At 43.5% G+C, this 19775-nt stretch carries 16 protein-coding genes; 3 read left to right on the top strand and 13 right to left on the bottom strand.

Features of this window, described 5'->3' with window-relative positions; translation table 11 throughout:
- Positions 1 to 39: 39 nt before the first annotated feature.
- The 13 genes from BGO59_RS08540 to BGO59_RS08480 form a co-directional block, all read right to left on the bottom strand.
- The gene (locus tag BGO59_RS08540) at positions 40 to 1590 is read right to left on the bottom strand and encodes a capsule assembly Wzi family protein (protein ID WP_293683179.1); all 1551 of its coding nucleotides are present in this window, start codon (positions 1588 to 1590) and stop codon (positions 40 to 42) included.
- 40 nt (positions 1591 to 1630) lie between these two features.
- On the bottom strand, positions 1631 to 2893 hold the full coding sequence (locus tag BGO59_RS08535; protein WP_293683178.1) for a WcaI family glycosyltransferase: 1263 nt from the start codon (positions 2891 to 2893) through the stop codon (positions 1631 to 1633).
- Positions 2894 to 3015: 122 nt separating this feature from the next.
- Positions 3016 to 4212, bottom strand: coding sequence for a glycosyltransferase (locus BGO59_RS08530; protein WP_293683177.1), 1197 nt, complete (start codon positions 4210 to 4212; stop codon positions 3016 to 3018).
- Positions 4213 to 4353: 141 nt separating this feature from the next.
- Complete coding sequence (locus BGO59_RS08525; protein ID WP_293683176.1) at positions 4354 to 5484, bottom strand: glycosyltransferase; 1131 nt, start codon at positions 5482 to 5484, stop codon at positions 4354 to 4356.
- A gap of 9 nt (positions 5485 to 5493) precedes the next feature.
- Positions 5494 to 6126, bottom strand: coding sequence for an acyltransferase (locus BGO59_RS08520; RefSeq protein ID WP_293683175.1), 633 nt, complete (start codon positions 6124 to 6126; stop codon positions 5494 to 5496).
- Positions 6113 to 6772, bottom strand: coding sequence for a CatB-related O-acetyltransferase (locus tag BGO59_RS08515; RefSeq protein WP_293683174.1), 660 nt, complete (start codon positions 6770 to 6772; stop codon positions 6113 to 6115). The genes BGO59_RS08520 and BGO59_RS08515 overlap by 14 nt, the downstream gene beginning before the upstream one ends.
- A 36-nt stretch (positions 6773 to 6808) precedes the next feature.
- Positions 6809 to 8122, bottom strand: a complete 1314-nt coding sequence (locus BGO59_RS08510; protein ID WP_293683173.1) for a hypothetical protein — start codon at positions 8120 to 8122, stop codon at positions 6809 to 6811.
- Between the two features lie 4 nt (positions 8123 to 8126).
- Entirely contained in the window at positions 8127 to 9008 is an 882-nt protein-coding gene (locus BGO59_RS08505) for a hypothetical protein (protein ID WP_293683172.1), read from the bottom strand.
- 141 nt (positions 9009 to 9149) lie between these two features.
- Complete coding sequence (locus BGO59_RS08500; protein WP_293683171.1) at positions 9150 to 10505, bottom strand: hypothetical protein; 1356 nt, start codon at positions 10503 to 10505, stop codon at positions 9150 to 9152.
- A 144-nt stretch (positions 10506 to 10649) separates the two neighbouring features.
- Positions 10650 to 12986 carry a tyrosine-protein kinase gene (locus BGO59_RS08495; RefSeq protein ID WP_293683170.1) on the bottom strand — a complete coding sequence of 779 codons (2337 nt, stop codon included), beginning with the start codon at positions 12984 to 12986 and terminating at the stop codon, positions 10650 to 10652.
- A 39-nt stretch (positions 12987 to 13025) separates the two neighbouring features.
- Complete coding sequence (locus tag BGO59_RS08490) at positions 13026 to 13712, bottom strand: sugar transferase (RefSeq protein WP_293683169.1); 687 nt, start codon at positions 13710 to 13712, stop codon at positions 13026 to 13028.
- A gap of 56 nt (positions 13713 to 13768) precedes the next feature.
- Positions 13769 to 14596 carry a polysaccharide biosynthesis/export family protein gene (locus tag BGO59_RS08485; protein WP_293683168.1) on the bottom strand — a complete coding sequence of 276 codons (828 nt, stop codon included), beginning with the start codon at positions 14594 to 14596 and terminating at the stop codon, positions 13769 to 13771.
- A gap of 347 nt (positions 14597 to 14943) precedes the next feature.
- A complete protein-coding gene (locus BGO59_RS08480; protein WP_293683167.1) occupies positions 14944 to 16035 on the bottom strand; it encodes an acyloxyacyl hydrolase in 1092 nt (363 codons plus the stop codon).
- A gap of 345 nt (positions 16036 to 16380) precedes the next feature.
- Here BGO59_RS08480 and BGO59_RS08475 point away from each other — a divergent pair, with 345 nt between their 5' ends.
- From BGO59_RS08475 to BGO59_RS08465, 3 genes are all read left to right on the top strand, one after another.
- Complete coding sequence (locus BGO59_RS08475) at positions 16381 to 17091, top strand: hypothetical protein (protein ID WP_293683166.1); 711 nt, start codon at positions 16381 to 16383, stop codon at positions 17089 to 17091.
- An 86-nt stretch (positions 17092 to 17177) separates the two neighbouring features.
- Positions 17178 to 18761: a hypothetical protein gene (locus BGO59_RS08470; RefSeq protein WP_293683165.1), complete on the top strand. Its 1584-nt coding sequence runs from the start codon at positions 17178 to 17180 to the stop codon at positions 18759 to 18761.
- 16 nt (positions 18762 to 18777) lie between these two features.
- Positions 18778 to 19773 carry a glycosyltransferase family 2 protein gene (locus BGO59_RS08465; protein WP_293683164.1) on the top strand — a complete coding sequence of 332 codons (996 nt, stop codon included), beginning with the start codon at positions 18778 to 18780 and terminating at the stop codon, positions 19771 to 19773.
- Positions 19774 to 19775 lie beyond the last annotated feature (2 nt).

The following is a 19775-nucleotide window of genomic DNA, read 5'->3' as shown; positions in this document are numbered from 1 at the left end:
GTCTATTCAATTAATGATACATCTTTTGTAGGATCAGCTTCACCTGTTAACTGGCTTTTGCGTTAAAAAACCCGTTTTACGAATTGTGAGCATTCCACCGAGGTTGCCAGTGAAAATAGCTCCGGTATCATAAGCCAGCTTAAGGCCCATGTTTACACTTCCCGACAAAACAAGGTTGGTTAATTCCAGACTCATAGAAAGCTGGTCGTAGGTCCTGGCCGAGTAATCAAACTCGTAATACCGACTACCTGTCGCCAGCAGCACAGCCGAAACCCGTTGAAACAATACTGCGTATGCACCCACATGTACTGATTGAACATCATTGTTGTTGACAGGCAATAGCCGATAGGCAAAACTCCGGCTGAGCCAGGCACTTTTTTTCAGTAATGCAGACGGCAAGTCGGCTGTTCGGGTGAAAATAGGCGTTCCGATAATAGCTCCCTGGTGCGTCCATCCATCCAGATACTGGCCATGGAAGAAATAATCATCCCGTCCGTAAGGCAGTTTGGTACCGCTCCTGTTGCGTGTCGTAATGAATTCGGCTGTCAGTTGCTTTAGTTGAACAACCGCCCCTGAATTTGATACGCCCGCTTTCCATCGGACACCGAAAAGACCGTCTGGAAAGTTTTTGAATGTCAAGCCCGAGTTATCTTCAAAAATATGCTGGGAATACAGAAATAGCGATGCGTTTTTAAGCTGAATGTCAAGACCTGCATCAATAGATCCCAAGTGATTGCCAATCTGATTGATGGTATCAATTGCTGAGAATTGATCGTCACTTCCTGGCTGGCCAATCGGCCATACAACCGATTTGTAGGCTTTTAGCGAACTAGGCAAATAGCCATTAGCCGACAAAAACTTAGAAACAGGGCCATCAGCCAGGGCTTTTGAGTAGCCTCCCCATTGAGCAAAATGATTGATTCCTCCATAAAATCGCACTTTCCAGGTAGGCTTCCCCACGCGTACAAAAACGGCTTTGGCATGCAGCATGACATTGTGCATCGAGTCGGTATCCGAAAACCAGCCGTGACTGAAAAAAGCATTAACGGCAATCAGGCCTTTGGTAAATTTTAGCGGAGCGAAATCCCTGGTTCCCAGTCGGATTTGTGTGATCGGCACGGCATTACCAGACCAGGCAATAGAACCAGATGTAAGGAGGGTATCGACTAATCCATGAATCTCTTTCTGCCGCCCTATGTACAGCTCGCCATGTCCCAGACGAACAGCCACGTAAGCTTCTGGCAACACCAGCCGTGAAGCGGAATTCAGGTTACCAACAACCTCAATACCTGCTTTAAGGTAGGGTTTATGGGCCTGGCGAGGATTGCCCCATAAACCCGTGACACCCACTGTGCCAATTCCGGCAGGAAATTGCCAGGGAACCGTCCCAAACTGATTCGACCGCATCCAGAAAGGAGAACGCCCATTTGTAGATACCACGCCACTGAGCTCAGCCCGATACCGGATTCCGGCCGTCATCGTTGTGTCGTACGTGGGTCGATTCTGGAACTGAGCCAACGAAGGTATGCCAACCAGTTGTATACAAACGAGATGAATTGCCCGAAAAAGAGATTGCTGCCGTTTCACCATAACGTTTGAAACACGAATAATTTGTTCAAGTCGTAGCCCCTTACACCTGCTCGGCAATGAGTGGTTCTGATACCGGATTAATTATATTGACCATCTGGGCTTCAAATTGCTGAAGGATCTCATCTTTACTCAGATTTCGTCTGGCATACGCCCTGGCGTTTTCCCGATAGACTGTCCGGTCAGAACGAAATGCCCGGTCAATCCCTCCGATCAAAGCCTCTAATGAATCAGGCTCGATCAGTATACCCATCTGCTCACTAGCTACCACCTCATGCAGGGTAGTACCTGGCACAGCCGACACTAAGGCACAGCCACCAGCCGCCAGAATTCCAGTCAATTTAGAGGGCAACACCAGGTCAGAAGCCGATTTTTTTTGTAGGACCAGATGAATATCAGCAGTCGCCAATAGAGCTGACAATTTTTCATAAGGCTGTAACGGATGGAAAAATACGTTGGTCAGCTTATACTGCTGTACCAGTGCTTCCAGACGCCCCTTACCCCCACCCGATCCAAAGATCAGGAATTTCATATCTGGCTTATGAGCAAAATGCTTAGCCGCTTCAACAATTAACTCCAGCCCCTGTTTTTCGCCAATACTTCCCGAATACAAAATCACTTTATCTGTTTCTGTTAATCCTAATTCGGCTCGCAGTGATTCATGTACAGGCAATGGTTTCACAAAACCCTCATCGACCCAATTCGGAAACAGAACACAATCCGACTGCGTAGATTTTTTTTCGGTTACTTTCCGAATCATTCCTTCACTTATAGTCGATACCGTTTTACAACGTTTTAAAATGAAGCGTTCGGCACTAAACAATAGATTCAGGAATTTTTCGCTTTTTATCATGCCCATTTCTTTGGCAATATCAATCTGTAAATCCTGAATATGGAGCCAAACGGGTACATTTCGTACTATTGAATAAAGCACAGGAAAAAAACCAATATGGAAGGGAGGAGCTACACAAATAACGACGTCGTATCGTCTCGAGAAAAACAGACGAATCCAATAAAATAGACTACTCATCAGGAATGAAAAGTCGAGTAGCATCCTACCTGATGCAGTTACTTTTTTGGGCACATAGATCGGGCAACGGCGCACCGTTACACCATCGACTATTTCTGTAAACCAGCCCTTATTTTTATAATCAGAACGTACTTTCCATTCAGGATAATAAGGCATTGGCATAATTGCCTCCACCTCATGCCCTTGTTGCACCATCCAGGCAGCCATTTCCCCCGAATATTTACCAACGCCAGTCAGCTCGGGAGCGTATAAAATTCCATAAATAAGTATTCGCATAAATAAGATTTCATGAAACTATCCTGGCAGGTGTTTCTATTACTTATGTATTGGTTCAATTATTTAACTGAGTGTAGTACCAGCAACACCCGTATAACAAACCCAGAACCTTATACAGCCTATTAAAAAGCAGTGATCACATCCGTAAATCGACGGACTGAATTTTTGATGGAAAAATTATATTCAAACGTACTTCGAGCATTTAGCCCCATATTGCATTTAGTCACATCGTCAAGAGTTAAAAATTTCTCTAACAACTCTTTGGTGCCATCAAGCGTATCATCTACAATAAACCCGGCATTCCCTTCGGTAATTTCCCGCCATATATTGACCTGACTTGTCGTTAAAACAGGCTTTCTACAAGCTAATGCTTCAACCAGCGCAATGCCAAAATTTTCCTGATGACTAGGTAAGATAAATGCTTCACATCCATAAAAAGCACCCCATTTTGATGGGCCGGAAAGCATCCCCGGAAAAAAGACCTGTCCTTTCAAATTAGCATGTTCAGAAACCAGATCCAGCATTTTTTCTCCATAAGCTGTATCCAAGCCCGGGCCAGCAATAACAAGCTTAGGTACCTCTTTTCCTCTCGATGTATAGTCAGTTAAAACCATCGAATATGATTTGATCAAGAGATCAATACCCTTCTTATAATTAATACGGCTCAGAAAAAGGAGATAAGGCTTATTTTTAACCTCTGGACATTTTGCATAAAAAGCGGCTGACATACTGTCTGAAAAGACAGGAGGTTCTTCAATGCCATACCCTACATTTTTCGTATTTTTAGGATGATACGAACTAAATGTATCCCTGGCCAACTGAAGCTCCTCCTCACAGGTAAACAAAAGGCAGTCGGCATCATTTACAACATTTTTTTCGAGAAACTCCCAATAAAACCAGTTCCGAATAGCCTTTAATTTTCGAGTAGATGTCTTTTGAAAATACGGGTCCAGCATACCGTGTGGCATCACAAAGATTTTCAACTCTTTACTGGACGTTTTTTTATAACTCTTAATTGCCTTCCAGGCACCGTAACTGGGGTATAACCATAACCCGTTTATAATTACGGCATCGAAACGATCAAGGTTTTCCTTCAGCCATGGAATCAATCGAGAGCCATATTGCCAGCGGCCTACTTTTGGGCCAAGTGCATGAATACGAAATGAATCTTTTCCGAGGTAATCTGCTGAAGGATCATCAAGACAGGCAACTTCTCTATAAATCCCTAATCGCTCTGATTCTTCAATAACATTTCGAATCCCCTGACAGGGACCTCCCATTGCCGGGTCCATACTGTTAATTACATGGAGAAGTTTCATGGTCTGGTCAATTATAAATCTGTCATTGTAAAAACAAGGCGCTACTTATTAAATTGCCTCGCTGGTATTAGCTCATACAGTCGTTAGAGCAGGATAAATCGGGTAGTATAAACCTACTCTTTGCACTTACGAGGATTCTGTTTATAACGCTTCTAAGAATTTTATCAAACTAGTTGCCTGGCTATCCCAAGTTTTTTTCTGAAGGATTTTATCACAATCAACAGCAATTTTTTGCGTTTCTTTATCTGTTAATTGTACTGTTTTTTGCATAGCTGTAACCCAGCTCTCAGGTGAAGAATCGGACGGCTGGACTAATAAACTGTTATATTCCGGTGAAATACCTGGCATAGTAGGCCCAATAATAGGTTTACGGTATTTTATATAGAATAGCAGTTTAGAAGGGAATATCATATTATTCGTTGTGTGACCCAACTCCCGAGGATTCAGAAACGCAGTAGCTTTACTACAAGCCTCATTCAGTTGTTCATCAGGAACAAATCCATGAAACCGAACCCTGCTATCTATTGCTACCAGTTTATCCAACGCCGAATTACTCCGCTTACCGTAAAAATCAAAATAAACATCTTTATCAGGCATAATTTTTATGGCTTCGATCAACTGATTAATCCCACCATATTCTTCAAGTTTCCCAGCATATATAAATACTTTTTCTGGCGCTTTTGTTGTAGTTGGCAGTGTGCCACTCCAACCAGCATCTAAATGAAGTTTGTTTTCTACAGGTGCATTACAATATCCCCACCAGGACAGGAAAACACTACCTTTTGACCGTTGAGTCGTTTGAAGAAAAGTAGCCCAGTTATCAACAGTTGGATCACTAAGATCCAGGACAATATTGACCCAAGGAATATCTGGATACTTCCGACTAATTTTATCTAATGCCTCAGTATAATAAGAGAGTGGGTTATAATTTAATATAGCTATTGGTCTGGTCCCTTTTCGAAGCTCATCTTCAATAACTTTTTCCAGCGAGAACGCGATTGATTTCGGACGAATCCAGGGTAAATTTAGATACCGAACTAACGTTTGATCAAAACGTTGTTCCAGATAAGTTGATTTTCCAGGAAACAATTTTCCTTTGGGGAATGCAGAATCCCAAATAGGGGCATAGGTTTTTATAGCTACATTATTTGCCGATAAAGCCGAGAGAAGCCCGTACGACCATTGAGTTGCCGCAGCCGATTCACCAACATAGTGTTTTAATCCTTCATAATTCAGGATAGATCCACACCAAAATATAAGAGGTTTTTTCATTATCAATCTCTATTTTAGTACAAGCTCTCCAGCGTATTTTTCATCTAATACATTTCCGACAACACGGGCTGGATTTCCAGCTACAATACTAAAAGCAGGTACATTTTTTGTAACGATAGATCCCGCTCCTATTACTGCCCCATAGCCAATTGTTACCCCTTTTAAAATAATAGATCTTGCCCCAACAAATACCTGATCTTCAATAATCACCGGGGCTTCTGCAATGTGATAGCGAGAATGGCGTAAATCAGGGTGAATACCATGAGAATCATTATCGGTAATTAGAACACCACTACCTAATAAAACCTGGTTGCCAATTGTAATTTTATGCCCACATGAAATCGTAGCTCCCGACATACCCACTCCATTACCAATGGTGATCGTAGCCCCTGGCCGAACAGCTTTGATAATAACTTTCTGAGATACACCCAACGAATTATATCTGGGATCACTACAGGCAATCCAGTCTTTTCCTATTGAAATTTTTGCCTTTCGATGTACCTGGATTAATGGTGTACGGTATAACCTCCACGAAGAGTGCCATGCGTTCAATTTCCAGTAACAGTAAATAATATCTCTGGGAAATCGCCAGGAATAAAGAATTGTCCTTATTCGTTCTTTTGCAGTCTCACTTATAGCCATGGTTTTCTGCTAATTTTTCAACAAAAACAGATGGTTCTGCTACATATTTTGAAAGTGTACGTAGTGTTTCATCAGACATATTCCACCAATTGGAATTCAGTAATTTATCCAATAGAGCTGGCTCAAACCGATACCGAATTATTTTTCCCGGTACTCCTCCTACAATTGCATAGGCCGGTACATCTTTCGTGACAACTGCACCGGCAGCTATAATAGCTCCGTGCCCAACCTTAACCCCTCCCAGAATGATCGCTCGCGCCCCAATCCATACGTCTGAACCAATTTGAACAGTTGGTTTATCCACGAATTTGTGTATACTTCCAAACCAATTCGCCCCTGACGATTCAGACGAATAGAAACCAGGATAAGTTGATACAAAATCAACAGGATGTGAACCTAATCCACAAATAACCTCGGGTCCAATACTGGTAAAAGCACCAATTTGTGTTCTGGAAAATTGACAGTTAGTTCCAACATAGGTATGCCGATCTATTTTGCAATCACCGACCATACTACCTGGCAATATTTTTACGCCATCAGCCAGCATCGTATCCAATGAAACAGTTGCTGAAAAGGCAATATGAGCTTTTGGATATTTATAGTTTAAATAAACGTAGCGAGCGAAACGTTTTAAAAAAGCTTTCATTATTCTCACCAATTAGATTTTTCTCTTTCCCTGTATTTAATTGGCAACCTGCAATTCTGTCATCTTCTCTACATATCTATTTTTTGTATCTATAATTACCGGCATTAAATTCACTTTAACACAAGTAATCATAAGCCCCCAGAATACTAATAGATTATAGACATGAAAAAACGGCAGTCCAAAAACAAACCCATCTAAAACTTTAATAAGTATTAGTTCTGAAAGAGCTTTATAGATAGGATCATTCGTTTGAACATATAGCCCCTTCAAATAGCTACGGGCTCGCATGAGAGAATACAAAAAGAAAAGAACATATGGCAATCCCCAGCGAAACACTTCCTGAGCCCATCCGATTTCGATGGTACTTCGCCGAACCAGCGTACTGCTACTTACTTCAATAGTTGAATCATAAGTCCCAAATAGGCCATGTCCAATAAGCCAGTCGATATAATTTGCTTTTCCAAATGCATCGACTAATAGAGTCGATCTTGAGTTCCCCTCCCAATAAAATAATTTTGTAACGTCAAAATCAGTAAGAAAATCGTCAAACGTTTTTATTAACGAATCGAATTGATACTTTTCTGCTACTGATTGATCTCGAACTTCTGAATTTTCCGTAAAGAAAGAGAAAGCTCCAATCGAGTATCCTACAGTAAGCAGTACAAATAGTGTTATCCCTAATTTGCGTTTACCTAAATGAAAAATAGATCTATAGGCAAAAAGGGCAATGTAAAATCCAACCAGTGTATATGAGCGAGACCATATTTTAGCCGCTATAAATAGCAAAAGAAATATAGCCGACCAGCCCCAAAGCAAATACTTTTCATTTCTCGGATAGAGAGCCAGCATTGAGATTGGTATCAGGCAGTTATTCAATGACAAATGCCCAATCCATATATTATAATCAGGGATCAGTACCAGGCTTGTATAGATCAACGCTACACCAGCTGGAAGTGCAATTATTGAAAATTTAAATAATTGCCTGAACGAAGTCCCCATTCGGGTTGCCAGCGCCATGTTCAGGCCATATAATAACAACAGGTAATAACTCCCTTCCAGTATAAATCCATCCGTAAAGGTTTTAAACTGAAAATCGACAAATACATCCGTTGTTATTCTAATTAATGGATAGCCCAGGGTGATTAAAAGTAGCGGAATGGCTTTTTTCCACGTTATTATAGTTTTATACTTATAAACATTGATAGATGAAATAATTGTTAGTATCAAAATACCAGCTGCTGCTATATATTTCAATGTGTTAATACTCAAAATAACCCCAATCCAGGTTGATACGGAGCATAGCAAAATGCTGGTTAAAAAATAATAGATTGTTTTATTTTCTCGTTTCATGCCTTTAGCTATTTTCCAGAACTTTTGGTTGTACAAAAAAACCGGCGTGCGCATTTTCGTATTTACCGCTTAGAACATTCAAATAGCTTCCGATATCAATAACGGGGCAATTTAAATGCTTCAGATCAGCAAGCACTCTTGCGGCTCCAATACCAGCAGCAACCAATACAATATCGGGTTTTATACGAGGCCTTATTAAGGTATAATCATCCTTTAGTGCTGAGGTTGGAGAGCACCGATAAAAATCATAATTAGCGACCCCAATCTTATATAGCCTTTTACCTAAAGCCTCTTTTTCTGGATTATCCAGCCCAGAGATTACCAGTACATTTCTGCCTATCAATAATCGATCAGCATTATTGGCAATTATGGCCTGAGCAAAATGAAAAGGGATATAGTTTTCTCTGTTTAGCTGTACACCTATTTTTTTAAATAGGTGCTCCATATTTCTATTATATTCAACAAAGGCATTCAGTCCGTTATTATTCCAGTATATAGCCAGTTTACCTTCTGATGATATAGTTTTAATGCACTTCCCTAATATGGCTTGTAATTGTTTTTTTTCTGTACTAGAGTAGCTCTCGCCCCATGACGTTTTCCAGGGTGACTTAAACAGTTCGTATTTTATATATTTCAGTAAGCTCAGAAAAGGTTTATTCTTCCAGTTTATCTGATAGCCAAATAAGAATCGCATTTCACCATCGGCAATTCGATAAACTGGAAAATATCTTTTACCGATCGCCGAAAATACCTCCTTACGAAAATCGGAGAACCATGCTTCGCAAGTTGTCTCATAAAAAGAAATAGCCTCTAAGCGGTTTCCATAAACAAGCTTACCTTCGCCGTTACTAAGTGTATCCAGATCGATGAAGTTTATCTTATTCATTCTGTATGGAGTTAAATTCAGGGAGAAATAATCCTAATTATATAGTATGTACTTTGTACTATACTTTCTTAAGGAGAGAACCAAATGAATTTCGGGCAGATCGACTACGATTAATCGACTAGTGGCATTAGCGAATCGCCATTAGGCCATTCTCTTCAGCACTAGATTTTTAATGGAACTTATTTCAAGAAGTATACCTCTGAAAAATGATATCCAGGTATCTTCTGTGAGTATTAACGAGTTTTTTATCACATATGGGATTAAGACCAGATCAGCTACAATCGTTGATAAGGCAGCTCCTTCAATTCCCTGAAAATAGCATAAGACGATACAGGCAATGAATCCGACCAAGGTAGATAGTAAATACCTGATCGCTAATCCTTCATGTTTATTGCTAGCAAGATGAACAACGCTACTCGTAAACCATACGGCATTAAATGGAATTGGAATCAGGAAAATAATCAATAAATGATTGGAAATCGTTATATCCTTTCCTACCCACAAACCATACAGATCTTTTCCGAAAAACATTAAAAAGATAGTCCCAATACAGGCTCCAATTATTGAAACGCCTACCCCTAATCGGTGCAGTTTAGAGGCCCTTCCCATATCATTACTACCAAACAGGTGGCTCATTTCAGGCCAAATAGCCTGATTAACCAATTCCATGGCCTGGTTAATGGTACGGATTAAGGTTCGGGTTGTGCCAAAAACTGTTACCGCATAAGGCCCTAAAATAGCTTGAATGATGAGCAGGTTTCCTTGAAAAACAAGCGCATTCCCTAACGGAAAAGCCTGAAATGCCATACCTTTCCAGAATAAGTCCCTGAATCGGGATGGTTGCACATCCTTTATAGAGAATGTTAAAAGCGGCATGCTTTTTCTACTCAAAAACTGGTATAGCCCCAGGAAAAGTACCGTTGAACCCAATACTGCAAGACCCAGATAATCGAACCGGGTTGTGTACCGCAGCACAATAACCATCAATAGTAACTCCACCCATGGCATAAAACTTCCAATTAATACCGATACATGGGCTTTCCTGGCGGCTCGAAATCGGCTGTAGCTTACATCAATCAGAAATGAGACAAAGACAGAAATAGCTAACCAGTAAACTGCTTTTGAAATTTCATGTTGGCTCTTCTGCCCTATAAAACCGTCCCATGGAATCAGGGGCACCACTATAGTGGCCAACAGGCCCCCAACTACACCAATTATCGTGATTAACGTCAGCGTTGTCGAATAGACTTTTCGGGCTTTATCAACTTCATTCGCGGCCAGTAGCATCGACATTTCATTGGCAGCTACATTACCAAATCCAAAATTTGCTAATCGTATCCAGGCCGGAAGTGATGCTAATACCAACCAGCGGCCATAATCTTCTACCCCTAATGCTGAGATAAGCAGCGGTACCTGTACTAATCTAAACAGTACATTTGAAAGCTTACCCCAAGTACCTGCGCCTATATTTTTAATGATGCTTCCTTTAACAGACATTGTCCTTAATCAATTGTAGGCTGATTTGAATTGGCATCTACAGATAATATCCAACAATCAATTCTCCCAAATCTGCTGCTTAGCGGTGTTTGAGCACATATGACACGAAGGCGACTTTACGCTGATAGATGGTTTGAACCAGTCTTAACTCAGCCATTTTTTTGTGCTTTTTTTCTCACCGTAGGCATAATTATAGCCATAGCTATAACTGTAGTATTCTTCATCGCCCCCACCAACTGCATTTAACACGATGTTGAGTTTGTTAAAGCGCTTCTCCTGGTGAATTGTTTCCACCATTTTCATGTAGCTTTTGGGCGTTAAATCGTGGCGAACAATAAAGAGCGTGGCATCTGCAAATGGCGCAATTAACTGAGCATCTGTCACCAGGCCGATTGGTGGTGCATCGATGATGACATAATCGAAATGCTGACGTAATTCCTGAATGAGCGTTTCCAGCCGTGGGCTGCTCAACAATTCAGACGGGTTCGGCGGTATGGGTCCCGACGTAATAATGTAATAGTTTTCTGTGTTGGGAATTGGCTGTATGATATCCTCAATAGCGGCCTCACCAATCAAATAATTACTGATACCTATGCCAACCGGGAAGTTTTCCAGGGAATGGCGAAGACGGGGTTTCCGTAAGTCCATTTCCAGAATAACCGTACGCCGACCAACCAATGCCAGACTGGCACCCAGATTCAGGGAAATGAACGACTTCCCTTCGCCACTAATACTCGACGTAAACAAGAGTGCCTGGCTGCCTTCTCGGCTCTCCCGCAAAAACTGAAGATTAGTGCGTAAAGCACGGATCTGCTCGGCAATAACCGATTGATTACGAGCTTCTACAATAATTGCCTGGGTGTTTTTATTCTTGATCACTTCACCAAGGATGGGCACATTCGTCCCTTCTTCTACGTCTTTCCGTCGCATGATACGGTTGTTCATGGCGTCGCTGGTGGCAAGCACACCTACGGGCAACAATAAGCCAAGAAAAGCGAACAGAACGTAGGTACTCGGCCGATCGGGCTTAACAGGTTTTGCATCGCTACGGGCTACATCCACGGTACGCGAATCTGAAATGGTCGATGCAAACGATACAGCCGTCTCTTCCCGCTTCTGGAGCAGATAGGTATACAGGTTGTTCTTGATAGCCTGCTGGCGGGTAATATCCATTAAGGCCCGTTCTTTTGTCGGAATACTCCGAATAACGCCTTCCATCTTCGTATTCGTTGCTGCGTATTGCTGCTTAGCCGTTGTCAGCATGGCTTTCATCGTAGCTACGTTATCGAGAATGCTGTTTTTAGTAGCGTGTATCTGGCTATCGATCGTTTGTAATACGGGGTTCTGATCCGAAGTCGTCCGTGCCAGCATATCCCGTTGCGCTTCCAGTTTAGTAACATTTTCGATCAGTGCCAGCAACGTAGGATCGCTAAGGCCCAGGGTAGCGGGTGTACCGGCCCGGTTGCCCGGCTGTTGCTTTATATACTGCTCCAGATCGTTTAAAGCCCCTAGCTGAATGGTTACCTGATTAAGCTGAGCATCATTTTGCTGAACTGTTTTCAGAAACTCCTCTGCCTGTACGCCCAGATCGGTAATGCCCTGCGCCGATTTATAGGCTTCTACACCCCGTTCAACAGATTGCAACTCATTTGAAATAAGTTTCAGCCGCTCGTCAATAAAGTTCAGGGTATTGGCGGCCACCCGGTTTTTATCCAGTATGGCGGCTTCGTTGTACACATCGATCAATCGATTGAGTATCGCTTCTCCTTTATCGGGAACAGCTGTTTCCAGGGTCAGCATGATCACGGTCGATGCTTTACTAGTCGGTTCAGCCTTGAGTTTCTTAACTAGGTCACTCACCAGTTTCGTCTGTCCCACTACCGATACATACACAGGCTCGTTCTTACTGGATACAGGCCGACGGGTAAAAAGACGAATGCGACCATAAGGCGTTTGTACACTGCTGTTCAGAGGATATGGCTTGTCGTTGAGAGTAAACGTCTGGTTATCATTGAAGCGGATCGTCAGATAGTCGTCGTTGTAAAGTGATGGCGTTACCTGTTCTACAATGAATCGTATCGGTGATTTTTCGTAAATTTCCCGCTTGCCATAAGGCGTATCCTGATAATAAAATACATTAAGATTCAGTTGTTTAGCAACCCGGTCCATCAGGGTATACGATTTCAGAATCTCAATCTCATTTTCGACTACCTTTTTGGGCGCAAAAATCTCCAGTTCCTTCAGAATATTTTCCTGATCAAGTCCTTTCTTTTCATCCTTGATCAACAAACTAGACTGGCTTTTATAACTGGGAGCCTGATAACGTAGGTATATATACGCAGCTGCCAGCATTAAGCCAATAGACAGTACAAACCAATACCAGTTGCGCAGATAACGAAAAACAATCGCTCGTAGGTTAATAGCATCACTATCGACATTCTGATAGGATACGTATGAATAATTATTGCCTGGATTGTTCATTGGCGTTGAATATTTTTAGATAACATATGAAGAACAAGCTTACCATGCATTCACATTTTCACTGCCATTCAGCATGGGTTTGACGGTCAGCCAGCACAGTTTTAAATCGACCAGCAGTGACTGACGCTTTGCGTAATGCAGATCGTATCGGACCCGATGTCTCATCTTGATCATGGCCTCCGTCTGGCCACGGGCACCGCGCACCTGAGCCAATCCCGTAATACCGGGGCGTATGGCATACCGTTGCGGGTAATTGTCGATTTCCCGCCAGAACATATTGTCTAATTGAATCGGGTGCGGCCGGGGACCCACTACACTCATGTCGCCCATCAGTACATTCCAGAATTGCGGCATCTCATCCAGGTTCGTCCGACGTAGGAAAGCGCCCATTGGGGTTACGCGGGGATCGCCCATTTTAGCCTGCTCGAATTCCGAATTCTTCTTGAAATACATTGTCCGGAATTTCACGCATCGAAAGACCCGGCCATTACGCCCTGTTCGAAGCTGGATGTATAAACCAGGCCCTGGTGAGGTTGCCCAGATAATGAGGCCAAGCACGGGAATCAGCCAGGAAAGAACAAACATACAGACCAACAGCGCCACAACAATATCAAAAACCCGTTTACCATACTGGGCATACCAGGTTTGATCTGTCATCCCGGCCACACGATCTCCGACCTGTTCGGGATCTACTTTTGGAAAAATAGAGGAGTCTAACGAAATCATGTATAGGTTGAATTAGTATGGAGGTATACTATCAATACACTTAAGTACAACTCGTATTAACGCGTGACGATAATTGCGATAAAGGAAAGCGCACTCAATGCCATAGGAATAATCTGATACATCCGATCAGCGGAAGCCGCCCGCGATTGACCTGGCTCTACATACACTACATCGTTGGGATGCAGGTAATAATAAGGAGACTGAAGAACACTACGTTTGGTTAAATCAAGTTTGTTGTACGTACGCTTCCCATTCTCCTGACGGATCACCATGACGCTGTTTCGTCGGCCAAATATGGTCAGGTCGCCAGCAAGTCCCAGCGCTTCGGGTAAGGTAATCTGCTCATTGGTAATATTATAGAGAGACGGTCTATGGACCTCACCCAGTACGGTTATGCGGAAGTTTAGATTTCGAATACTGACCGTTGGCTCTTTGAGATAAATCTTAAGCTTTTCCTGAATCATATCGGCGGCCAGTACATTGGTCTTTCCGGCTACTAATACCGGGCCTATCATGGGCAATACGATGGTTCCGTCGGCAGCGACCAGATACCCCGAATTGGCTGGTAATGGGGTTGTCTGTTGATACCCATACGTTCCGGTACGATCAGCAGCCGTAATGGGCGCATAGGGATTAAAAAACGTAGTTGCTTCTGGATTTAGGCTATTTACCTGAACTGATAATAAATCACCTACTTGAATGGCCGTAACGTACGGTTGGGCGAGTACACTATCGGCGACCATTGGATCGCCCTGGAAGTAGGCTAGTTTCTTAGGTGTTACACAACTTACTAACGATACCAGTACGAAAAAAGCAAGCAGCCGGGCTGGAATAACAACAAAACTTCCTTTAGAATCAGGAAGCATGTACAGTCTTTTCATCATGAGTGAGCGTAAGGTTGAAAAAGGATGCATTCATAATTTCTAGTAGTTTATGTGGATGTTCAGTTCAAAGATAATATGTTACCATTTTTAAAAAAAGTTTTCTTGAATATATTTTTAAATAAAAGTAATATATAACTATTATTACGCTATTTAAAAGTATAATATTTTATTTTTATAATAAAACTTAAAATTTTATATTGATTTATAATTCAATTTAAAATTAATTATAATATAAATCTTTTTAATTATTATAAACTTATTTTTTATTAAATATTTACTATTTTCATACTTCGTAAACATAAATGACATTTATTAAGGCTACTTCTACCTGCTTGTCATAGGGTGTATTATAAGGTCATACCCACTAGTGCCTGAAAATTTTTAGTGTTTTCACCATACGCTTTAACAGCTACCCCGGTTGTGAACCCACTAGCGAACCGATAAAGCAATCCATATTTCTGATACGTGGCGGGTTTATAACCAAAGGGTCGAACTACATTCCAACCCATGTGGGCTGTGAATGCAAAATGACCCTGCCAGAACTCGTACCCTCCCAATACCGTAACCTGCCGATAAGGCTGATAATGGCCTGTCCAACGTAAAATCTGCTCTTTAAAATAGCGATCATCCAGCAGCTCAATTCCTCCTGAGATAACATGTGCCTGTGTCAGATGGTAGCCCCCAATGAAATTCAGACCAAAGATGGGATAGCCTCTTTCCGGTTCTTTATCGGTCGCTTCAAGCACCTTTACAGAGGCCATGGCGAGCCCTCGAACCATCCAGCGTTTACCAGACTCCGAAACATGACTATAACGAGGAGAGAGCACTGCTTTACCCGTGTAGTAGGTTAGCCCAACCGTTGCCGATGGAATATTCAATCCTTCGTTGGGTAGCCTCACCCCGGCATTGGATATATGTTTGTAATCGAACCCAGCCAGTATCTTCCAGTGGCTGGAAATGGCATAGCGACTAAATAAGCCCGTGCCAATAAGTCCATTAACAGGCGTTCCAAATGCCCTGTTTCCCGGATTGGTTACTGCATCATAAGAACGCGAAACATACGTAATCCCAGCCAGTGCACGAACCGATACATCCCATCGCACACGATGAAGCAGGAGAGGTTCAAAGAATAACCCTGCTCCAACTGACTGGCCTAAGGCTATGGGGTTCCGAAATGAATAGGCATTTAGAAACGCCCCGGAACGATACAGGCAATGACACTGCTCCCAGGCCTGCTGGCTCGTGTGCATGCGGTTATAGCGTAACTCAAAACCAACTGGCGCCTGCGTAGCTATAGGGACGATTCGACTGGAGACATAAAGTCCCGCCAATAAGTTGAGCCCTACCTCTCGCTCATCCGTCGCTTCATTCACCTGCCCTAAAGCAATAGACAACGTACACAGGGCTACAGTAACCCCAATGAAGGCAAGCCTAAACATGTATGTACCCTGCTGAAATCGCATCGTTGAAGAAAACGCTGACTACTTTTTTGGTTATATGCCCTAAGAATAAGAGTGGTATAGCTGCCGTACGAGGGCATTGCTTGGTAGAAGATGTGCTTTAAGCGCCTAAACAGGATTTACTAATGAAATACTTGAAGGAAATACATTTTTTCATATTTATAAGCCTATAATAGAGAACCGTTTTAAGATATTCTTTGCTATATTCGAACTAATAGTTAACTTTTCAAACTTTTAATCTATATTTTATTAACAAATATAAATATTGGTAACATTATTTGATTCATATTTAATTAATGCACTATGTCTTTATCTATAGCAATAATGACCTATTTAGTAGGGTTTAATCAACCTGCCTTTGCGACTCATGTTCCTCCAGACTCGTTACGCCGAGTCCAGCCTCAGCAATCCATTAGCGCGTACGTAGGCACAACAGGACCTGGCCTTTTATACAACCGGGTACTCAGTCAGTCCAATCGGTTAACCCTGCGTGTTGGAGGCCAGTATGCTGCGTATCGACAAACCGTTCGTCTGAAAGCCTCATCTGACTCCTATATACAGATCAACCCCGACATTACGATTGGTCTGGCATTAGCCTCGCTGAAATGGCATCCTTTTCAGAAAAGTTCATTTTTCATTACGGGTGGAGTGGGGTATACCTGGCATCCCGACATGCGCTTCACCCTTAGCGCAGAAAACAAACTGGACCTGGATGGTCTCGTGATGACGCCAGAGGATGTGGGCATCGTTACTATTGGTTTTCGATGGCACCCAGTTGTCGGTTACTTAGGCTGGGGATTTGGTCGTAGTTTCCCCAATAAACGGTTTGGCGCAGGGGTCGAAATGGGCGTCTTTTACCTGGGCAAGCCATCGGTTAACCTTGATTATGAAGGCTTTCTGGAAACCACCACAATTGATGAACAAGTACCGATTGTAGAGCGCAATTTATCGAACTATCGCTATCTCCCTACCCTCAACCTGACCCTTTCGTATACGCTTATCAATGCACGGAAACGTATTCAATTGGTCAATTAGACCTCGCTTTTCCGATTGTTCATATTCTCCTGCTCGCTTTGTCCATGTACATTCGATATCTCCTCTATTGTTTACTGATAGGCCTGATGAGCCTTGAATCCTGTAAAAACCCACTCGATGGTGTCAAACTTGGCTTGAAAGACCCTATTGACGCTGGTGTGGTCGAATGCCGCTTTTTTGATCCGGCCAACAAACCACTGCCAACCAATACTCAGGTAAAGATGGCGGGACCAGATGCAGCCCAGGTTGTAACAACGGTAAACACAACCCGCTATAAAATCAACAGCAACGGTATTTTGCTGGCCGCCGTATCGCCTGATGCTTCCGGGTCGGTTTCTTCTCAACACCCTTTTCGCTTTTCGGTAGTGGCCGAAGCTCCCGATTACTTAACGATTATACAGCCTTTCGTACTAACCAACCTGAATCGGCAATCCCGTTCGCTACGCTGGATAAGTTTGCAAAACCCACCACCCACTCTTGCAGCTGCCCGAACTAATGGATCGGCTAATTCAGATGGCACTGTTAAGGCGGCCTTTACCACTACCACCACGCAGCGAACCATCGATACCGACCATGCTACAGTAACAATTCCTACCGGAGCGAAACTGACCGACCGCGATGGACAACCCATAAGTGGTGACCTGACCCTGGCGGTTATCCATACAAACGCCCGAAGCGATTATGCTACGGCTTACATTCCCGGTGGTGGTGTGATGACGAATGTTAACGGTCGTAATGGTGCTCCATCGCTTGGGAACATTCGTGTATTATCCATTGCCGGTTCAGTAACGATACAACTGTATAACAATCGCTTCGATCTGGTCCGAACCAGTTCACAACCGATTCCCTGGACTATGGAACTAAATCCGGGCACCTATAATGTAACGGCTGGGCGGGCGATCCAGGCAGGTGACTCCATCCCATTGTATAGCTTTGACGACTTTACGTACCGATGGCAGGAAGAAAAACCGGGCGTCATAAAACGGAATCCACAAACCAGTCGTCTGGAGTATCAGGCTACTGCGCCTTACACAGCCGGCTATGTAGTGGGCTGGGGCGAATCGATCTGTTCAGTAGGACCTGTCTTTAAGGTAAGCAGCAAGTTGGCGAATGTCGATGTAAATTACCTCTGCAAACTGATCGATGTATCGACGGGTCAGCAGACAGCCAGTTTTTATGCGAATGTCAATAATGGGTCGGTCATCAGCATTTACAATCAGTCCCGAAACCGACAGCTGAAGCTGCAAGTATTCGACGAAACCGATGCCTGGGGCAAAGGAGCCAAAGGGGGATTGATCGCAGAATCAGGCCCTGGCGCAACCTGCGATCCGACCCCAGTGGCTATTAACCTGGCCCCCCTCCCAGTGCCGCCAGTTATGGATTTAGAATTTACCTTTTCCTGCCCAGGCGGCACTAAACTGGACGAATCCTCACTGCCATCTTTAATCAAAACCCAGTACAGCGAGGTCGGAAAAGAAAACTGGCACGACCTGATTACGGCAACCCGCTACCAGCGAAAAGTAGCATCGTACAAACTGCAAATTGGCCGATACTATGACTTCCGGGCCAGTACCGATGGCGGGGCAACCTGGCCGCTTCGACAAGATAACTATCTGGTCGACAAGCCCGAATGGACGCTTAAAATCAAGGCTGAAATGTATTGCAAATAAGCCAATCTCCCTACTCATGAATCCCCCCCCCTACTTGTCAATCGTTGTCTGCGTGTATAATGAAGCAGGCAACTGTCAGCCACTAGTCCGGCAACTACAACAGTCTTTATCGGCTTTCGATTATGAACTGATCTATGTGAACGATGGCTCTACAGATCAAACCTTACTTGAACTGCGAGCCCTGGTACACGATCGACTGCGTATTCTGGACTTGCAGAAAAATTACGGCCAGAGCGCAGCACTCCAGGCCGGAATCGACGCGGCTCGTGGGGAGTACATTGTGACTATGGATGGTGATTTACAGAACGACCCCACCGATATTCCGCAGATGCTGACGCTGGCTATAGAAGGCGATTATGATCTGGTAGCGGGTATCCGTGCTCACCGACAGGACAATGCCCTTCTGCGGAAATGGCCCAGTCGGCTCGCGAACGGCTTAATTGCCCGCACAACCGGCATACGCTGGACCGATTACGGATGTACGCTGAAAATATTCCGGGCCGATCTGGCCAAGCGGCTGAAGATCTATGGCGAGTTGCACCGCTTTATCCCGATTCTGGCTTATCTGGAAGGGGCTCGCATGATACAGGCACCTGTCCGGCACCACGCCCGTCAGGCTGGGAAGTCGAAGTATGGCATGAACCGCACCTTGAAAGTAATAAGTGACCTGATGCTAATGCTTTTCCTGAAAAAATACCTTCAGAAACCCATGCACCTGTTTGGCGGCTGGGGGATACTAAGCTCATTGTCAGGCATTGGCCTACTCACTTATTGGCTAACTCAGACGGTTTTCAGCCACAGAGACATTAGCAACTCCCCCCTAGTCATTGGGATCGTTTGCGTTCTGGCAGGCTTGCAATTCATAGGTTTTGGGATCATGTCTGAACTTCAGATGCGCACGTACCATGAGTCGCAGCAAAAAAAGCCCTACACCGTGCGAAAGATTTATTCGAATGAGGTGGTAGTTCAGCCTTCCGTGCCAACTGGCTTGCATAGTCAGGCCAGCTACTAGTC

Origin of the sequence: Spirosoma sp. 48-14, from assembly GCF_001898575.1 — a bacterium.
Taxonomy (GTDB): Bacteria; Bacteroidota; Bacteroidia; order Cytophagales; family Spirosomataceae; genus Spirosoma.
The sequence above is the reverse complement of the archived record's forward strand: the minus strand, read 5'-3'. Positions and strand labels throughout refer to the sequence as shown.

Bases quoted from the DNA above. Each gene is read 5' to 3' on its own strand.
- BGO59_RS08540 (WP_293683179.1), bottom strand. From the start codon at position 1,590: ATGGTGAAACGGCAGCAATCTCTTTTTCGGGCAATTCATCTCGTTTGT.
- BGO59_RS08535 (WP_293683178.1), bottom strand. From the start codon at position 2,893: ATGCGAATACTTATTTATGGAATTTTATACGCTCCCGAGCTGACTGGC.
- BGO59_RS08530 (WP_293683177.1), bottom strand. From the start codon at position 4,212: ATGAAACTTCTCCATGTAATTAACAGTATGGACCCGGCAATGGGAGGT.
- BGO59_RS08525 (WP_293683176.1), bottom strand. From the start codon at position 5,484: ATGAAAAAACCTCTTATATTTTGGTGTGGATCTATCCTGAATTATGAA.
- BGO59_RS08520 (WP_293683175.1), bottom strand. From the start codon at position 6,126: ATGGCTATAAGTGAGACTGCAAAAGAACGAATAAGGACAATTCTTTAT.
- BGO59_RS08515 (WP_293683174.1), bottom strand. From the start codon at position 6,772: ATGAAAGCTTTTTTAAAACGTTTCGCTCGCTACGTTTATTTAAACTAT.
- BGO59_RS08510 (WP_293683173.1), bottom strand. From the start codon at position 8,122: ATGAAACGAGAAAATAAAACAATCTATTATTTTTTAACCAGCATTTTG.
- BGO59_RS08505 (WP_293683172.1), bottom strand. From the start codon at position 9,008: ATGAATAAGATAAACTTCATCGATCTGGATACACTTAGTAACGGCGAA.
- BGO59_RS08500 (WP_293683171.1), bottom strand. From the start codon at position 10,505: ATGTCTGTTAAAGGAAGCATCATTAAAAATATAGGCGCAGGTACTTGG.
- BGO59_RS08495 (WP_293683170.1), bottom strand. From the start codon at position 12,986: ATGAACAATCCAGGCAATAATTATTCATACGTATCCTATCAGAATGTC.
- BGO59_RS08490 (WP_293683169.1), bottom strand. From the start codon at position 13,712: ATGATTTCGTTAGACTCCTCTATTTTTCCAAAAGTAGATCCCGAACAG.
- BGO59_RS08485 (WP_293683168.1), bottom strand. From the start codon at position 14,596: ATGATGAAAAGACTGTACATGCTTCCTGATTCTAAAGGAAGTTTTGTT.
- BGO59_RS08480 (WP_293683167.1), bottom strand. From the start codon at position 16,035: ATGTTTAGGCTTGCCTTCATTGGGGTTACTGTAGCCCTGTGTACGTTG.
- BGO59_RS08475 (WP_293683166.1), top strand. From the start codon at position 16,381: ATGACCTATTTAGTAGGGTTTAATCAACCTGCCTTTGCGACTCATGTT.
- BGO59_RS08470 (WP_293683165.1), top strand. From the start codon at position 17,178: ATGAGCCTTGAATCCTGTAAAAACCCACTCGATGGTGTCAAACTTGGC.
- BGO59_RS08465 (WP_293683164.1), top strand. From the start codon at position 18,778: ATGAATCCCCCCCCCTACTTGTCAATCGTTGTCTGCGTGTATAATGAA.